The sequence below is a fragment of the Polaromonas sp. P1_E1_2 genome, assembly GCF_056406035.1.
Genome location: NZ_JBFUAZ010000465.1, coordinates 1 through 3,447, shown reverse-complemented (window position 1 = coordinate 3,447; position 3,447 = coordinate 1). Strand labels below are relative to the sequence as shown.

Genomic DNA, 3,447 nt, shown 5'->3' with positions numbered 1-3,447 from the left:
ATGCTCGTCGCTATCACGGCGCCCAGTACCGACCTGGTCGCCGCGCTGCTGCTGGCGCAAGGCGGCCTGATCGCGCTGGGGCTGATCCTGATCGATGAGGTCGACAACGCGTATGGCGATCTCTATTCGGGCTCGGTGGCCGGCCACAGCCTGAAACCGGCCTGGAGCGTGCGGCGCTGGGGCGTGGGGCTGGCCCTGCTGTGCACTGCGCTGGCGCTGGTGCTGCCCATGCACAGCCTGGAGCCTTTTTTGTTGATGCTCAGTTCGGTCTTTGTGCCCTTGTACGGCGTGATTCTGGCGCGGCTGGCCGGCACGTCCGATATCGCTTCGCTGGTGGCCGAACGCAAGGTGAATCCCAGCGCCGTCGCGATCTGGGTGCTGGGCATTGCGTGTTATCACCTGTGCGCGAAATTTGCGCCCGAGTGGGGTGCAGCGCTACCAACGCTGGTGCTGACTTTTGCATTGGCACGCCTCACCCGCAGCGGCCGCTCCGGTATTACCGCAGCGGCTTGAGCCGCATCGCGATGGGCGCGTGGCCGTGGTTCAGCGGCCCGCCACCGGCACCTGTACGCACCCGCGCACCGGCCTCCAGCGCTGCGCGCACATAGGCACGTGCGAGCTGCACGGCCTCCAGCAGAGGGTGCCCCAACGCCAGGTGCGCGGCAATCGCAGACGACAACGTGCAACCGGTGCCGTGGGTGTTGGGGCTGGGAATGCGCGGCCCGCGCATCCAGTGCAGTTCGCCATTTTGCGTGACCAGTAAATCGCTGACCACGTCGCCGGGCAAATGCCCGCCCTTGAGCAGCACGGCGCGGGCGCCCTGCGTCAGCAACTCCTGTGCGGCGGCCTGCATGGCCTGCTCATCGCCCAGAGGGCGGCCGACCAACAGCGAAGCTTCGTCGAGATTTGGGGTGACCACCATGGCACGTGGGAAGAGCTCCCGCACCAGCACCGCAATGGCCGGGTTGTCGATCAGCACCGCGCCGCTGGTGGCGACCATGACCGGATCCAGCACCACGTTCTGCAGCGCATGCCGGTCAATTGCCTCCGCCACGGTCCGCACGATGTCGGGCGCGTGCAGCATGCCTATCTTCACCGCATGCGTGCCTATGTCTTCGATCACGGCATCGATCTGGTCGCGCAGCATCTGCGGCGGCACGCCGTGGATGGCGCGAACGCCGCGCGTGTTCTGGGCCGTCAGCGCTGTGATGGCGGTCATGCCGTAGCAGCCCAGCGCGGCGAAAGTCTTGAGATCGGCCTGGATGCCGGCGCCGCCGCCGCTGTCGGACCCTGCAATGCTCAGCACTCGGGGGTATTCGTGGTCAAAAGCAGTTGCAGTCATGAGTGCAGTCATTCGTTTTCCGTAGCCCTCAGGTACACCCTGCAAATTCAAGCAGAGGTGCCACTAGCGGCAAAATGCCCGGACATCATTTTGGGCAACGTCACGATCATATTTGTCCGTGGGTTGCCCATTGCGGTGCCTTACAGCGCCGCTAAGAACGTCCCGGGCCAGAGCACATCGTGACGCATCGGTGCCATCTTCTTTTCCCCCCGAGAGCGATTTGGGCGGTTTTGGTGTGGGTGGACTGTCAGCCACCTYCTCCGGCACCAGTCGTGGTTGCGGTTGCCTGGTTTGTCCACGCAAGTATTCGGCTGAAGGTTTGGCGATTGGAGACGGTGCTGGCTGAGGCGGCAGTTTCACTTCATCTGCCCTGGCCGCACCGGCATCGTCCTTTCGCGAAGAATAATGCGTTTGCCCCTTCGCATCTACCCACTTATAGACTTGCGCATGGCTGGCTGGCACGAATAGCAAGAGCACCAGGAGGGTGCCGAATATCCGCAGCTTGATTTCTAGGTTTTGCATGTTTACGGTCTGTGAGGGCGCCATCAACTACTCGTCGCCTTGTGTATTCGAAGGTATTCGAAGATTTTCCTGACGATGGTACTAGGTACCCCGCCTGACGATAGGGCACTTAACGGCAGACCACCAGGATCGAGCTGACGCGGGGAAATGGTATGAGACGTGGCGCCTCATCATGTTTCGCGGCGCCAAGAAAGACAAAAGGCCCGCACTTGCGTGCAGGCCTTGAATTTATTGGCTCCTCAACCTGGGCTCGAACCAGGGACCTACGGATTAACAGTCCGGCGCTCTACCAACTGAGCTATTGAGGAATACAGCCTTAGATTATAGCGTCAATTTTCTGGCTTTTTAAGCCTGCGGAATTCTGTCAATGCCTTGTTCCCGCTGAATGGCAAGCGGCCGGCTCTGCGTGGGCAAAAAGCACAGCGGCGTATTGGCCCTCGGCCCTTGTTTGATGTGCGCAAGCAGCTATCAAATCAATAGCATCTCGATGGATAACTGGTCTCGACAACGCTTTGGCCACGCCGCAGCAGCCTGCTCGGCTACCATTTGCGCATGTCCTTCACGGCCCGCTGTTTTAATGGCTTTATGACTGTCCATTTTTAAGACATGGGTAAACTCCCGCGCCCCGTGCCCTGGCTTGCCGCCGGCGAAAACTTTCCCTCGCTGGATACCGCATGGGGGCCCCATGACCCGGCACCCGGTTTGCTCGCGGCTGGTGCCGCCCTGGATGTGCCGACCTTGGTTCATGCGTATTCGCAGGGAATTTTCCCCTGGTACAGCCTAGGCCAGCCCGTGCTCTGGTGGAGCCCTGACCCTCGCATGGTGCTGCAGACCCGGCACTTCAAGCTGCACCGGTCGCTGCGCAAAACGGTAGTTCGTTTTCAGGAACAGCATCGCTGCGAAATCAGATTCGACAGCGCCTTTGAGCGCGTCATCGACGCCTGCGCCAGCAAGCCCCGTTCCGGCCAACCCGGTACCTGGATAGTCCCTGACATGGTGCAGGCCTATAGCGCCCTTCACAAGGCAGGCCATGCGCACAGCGTGGAGACCTGGATCGACGGCGCGCTGGCAGGCGGCTTGTATTGTGTGAATCTGGGCCGCATGGTGTTTGGCGAATCGATGTTTGCACACCAGACCGATGCATCCAAAATCGCACTGGCGGCACTGGTGGCTTTTTGCCGTGAACAGCACATCACCATGATTGATTGCCAGCAAAATACCCATCACCTGGCGTCCCTGGGCGCGGGAGAAATCAGCCGGGCGGAATTTGTTGCCCACCTCGGACAAAGCGTGGGTAAAACGGGGCCCGACTGGCACTTTGAACCCGTATACTGGAATCAGATATTGACGACGGGAACGAAGGGAACCCTGGACCTACCGTGACACATCTCAAAGACCTGCCCCTGCAAACCTTGCAGTTCTACGCAACGGCGCCCTACCCGTGCAGTTATCTGCCGGGCAAGCAGGCCCGCTCGCAGGTTGCCACACCCAGCCACCTCATCCACAACGACGCCTATTCGGACCTTGTGACCAACGGCTTCCGGCGCAGCGGCATGTTTACCTACCGCCCCTACTGTGATGGG

Annotated in this window: 3 protein-coding genes, 1 tRNA gene and 2 pseudogenes; 3 read left to right on the top strand and 3 right to left on the bottom strand. The window is 61.0% G+C overall.

What is annotated here, in order from left to right; genetic code table 11:
• Positions 1-513 (top strand): annotated as a pseudogene (locus AC1D1P_RS18170) (allantoin permease); the annotation flags it as partial.
• On the opposite strand, the gene thiD reads toward AC1D1P_RS18170, so the two are convergent.
• The 3 genes from thiD to AC1D1P_RS18155 form a co-directional block, all read right to left on the bottom strand.
• Complete coding sequence (thiD, locus tag AC1D1P_RS18165; protein WP_477673925.1) at positions 497-1,342, bottom strand: bifunctional hydroxymethylpyrimidine kinase/phosphomethylpyrimidine kinase; 846 nt, start codon at positions 1,340-1,342, stop codon at positions 497-499. The pseudogene AC1D1P_RS18170 and the gene thiD sit on opposite strands and share 17 nt — an antisense overlap.
• A gap of 63 nt (positions 1,343-1,405) precedes the next feature.
• On the bottom strand, positions 1,406-1,864 hold the full coding sequence (locus AC1D1P_RS18160; protein WP_477673924.1) for a DUF4124 domain-containing protein: 459 nt from the start codon (positions 1,862-1,864) through the stop codon (positions 1,406-1,408).
• A gap of 232 nt (positions 1,865-2,096) precedes the next feature.
• Positions 2,097-2,172, bottom strand: a tRNA-Asn gene (locus tag AC1D1P_RS18155).
• A 298-nt stretch (positions 2,173-2,470) separates the two neighbouring features.
• On the opposite strand from AC1D1P_RS18155, the gene aat reads away from it, so the two are divergent.
• Positions 2,471-3,247, top strand: a complete 777-nt coding sequence (gene aat, locus AC1D1P_RS18150) for a leucyl/phenylalanyl-tRNA--protein transferase (RefSeq protein WP_477673923.1) — start codon at positions 2,471-2,473, stop codon at positions 3,245-3,247.
• Positions 3,244-3,447, top strand: a pseudogene (locus AC1D1P_RS18145) (arginyltransferase); the annotation flags it as partial. The gene aat and the pseudogene AC1D1P_RS18145, both read left to right, overlap by 4 nt.

Excerpts from the sequence above, each read along its gene's own strand:
- aat (WP_477673923.1), top strand. The coding sequence starts at position 2,471 with ATGGGTAAACTCCCGCGCCCCGTGCCCTGGCTTGCCGCCGGCGAAAAC.
- thiD (WP_477673925.1), bottom strand. The coding sequence starts at position 1,342 with ATGACTGCAACTGCTTTTGACCACGAATACCCCCGAGTGCTGAGCATT.